We start from the raw sequence: 1,612 nt of genomic DNA on the forward strand, positions 1-1,612 counted from the left end.
GTATCGAGCTATGGGGCCGGCTTCGCCGGTGACGCGGAGATGCGAAGGTTTGCCGTGGTTGAGTCGGGTGGACGGGCGATACTGGTGGGTGTGTCACGTTGTGAACCCGTTGATCTCTAGCGCCTGCCCACGTGGCGAGCCTGTTATCGAGCTTGGGTCGGAGAGCCTGCCGCGGGAACCGCGGATTGTCGCCGTAGAGCACGCCTTACAGACTTCGTTGAGTTTGTCGCTCTCCCGTGACGCACGCCTTCTGCGGGTCAGACCGGCCCGGTCGCGAACAACGGGAGAACATCATGGAAGTGCTCCATGCGCGATGCGCGGGCATCGACATCGGTAAGAAATCGGCGAAAGTGTGTGTGCGGGTCCAGGGCTCAGGTAGCCGCAAAACGACCAACGAAGTGATCGATTGCGGGTCGATGACCCGCGAGATCCTGCAGTTACGCCAGTATCTGGTGGCCGAGCGGGTGACCTGCATCGTGATGGAGGCCACAAGCGACTACTGGAAACCCTACTATTTCCTCCTCGAAGAACTCACCAGCGAAGGGGTCGAGCTGATCCTGGCCAACGCGCGTGCGGTCAAAAACGTGCCCGGCCGCAAGACCGACGTCAACGACGCGACTTGGCTGGCCGATCTGGCCGCGCACGGCTTGGTGCGCGCCTCGTTCGTGCCGCCCCCGCCGATTCGGGAACTACGTGATCTGACACGCACCCGCACCATCGTGGCCCGCGAACGGGTCCGGGAGATGACCCGACTGGAAAAGCGGCTGGAATCACCGGGTATCAAACTGTCGGTGGTCGTGTCCGACCTCGACGGTGTCTCCGCGCGACGCATGCTTGACGCCCTGGTCGCCGGGGAACGCGATCCTCTCGTACTGGCCAACCTGGCCGTGCCACAGATGTATCGCAAACACGAGCAGCTCGTCGATGCGCTGACCGGCCGGTTCAGCGATCACGACGCGTTCATGATCGGGCTGCACCTGCAACGCATCGATGAACTGGCCGCCACGATCACCACCCTCGACGACCGAATCGAGGAGGCGATCGCCCCTTTTCGCCTAGCCCGTGACCTGCTATGCACCATTCCCGGGGTCTCCACCGTGGTCGCCGATATCATCATCGCCGAAACCGGCGGCGACATGAGCGTGTTCCCCACCGCCGATCACCTCGCGTCGTGGGCCGGCGTGGCACCCGGACAGCACCAATCCGCAGCCCGCAAAACCAACGCTAAAACCAGGCCGGGAGACTGCTACCTCAAGGGCGCTCTGGGTATCGCATCAATGTCGATCGCCCGCAGCAACGCCCACACCCACATTGCCGCCCGCTACCGACGCCTGCGATCACGCCGCGGCTTCAGTCGCGCCCTCGTCGCCACCGAACGCGAAATCCTCGTCGCCGTCTGGCACATGCTCACCACCCACACCGACTACCACGACCTCGGCGAAAACCACTACCAACATGCCCACGCCCAACAAGCCACACGCCGCGCGGTCCACCAACTCAAACAACTCGGCTACCAGGTCCACCTCGAGAAAGCGTCCTGACCCGAAACCGTCCCGACCCAGCGCCCACGACGCCAGTCAGCGACGCCACCTCACCTAACCTTCCTTACAGA

Annotated in this window: 1 protein-coding gene; it reads left to right on the plus strand. The window is 63.5% G+C overall.

Features of this window, described 5'->3' with window-relative positions; all coding sequences use genetic code 11:
• Positions 1-293: 293 nt before the first annotated feature.
• Positions 294-1,541 (plus strand): IS110 family RNA-guided transposase, encoded by a 1,248-nt coding sequence (locus tag L1892_RS24535; RefSeq protein ID WP_235726354.1) that lies wholly within the window; start codon positions 294-296, stop codon positions 1,539-1,541.
• Positions 1,542-1,612 lie beyond the last annotated feature (71 nt).

Origin of the sequence: Gordonia tangerina (assembly GCF_021556435.1) — a bacterium.
Taxonomy (GTDB): domain Bacteria; phylum Actinomycetota; class Actinomycetes; order Mycobacteriales; family Mycobacteriaceae; genus Gordonia; species Gordonia tangerina.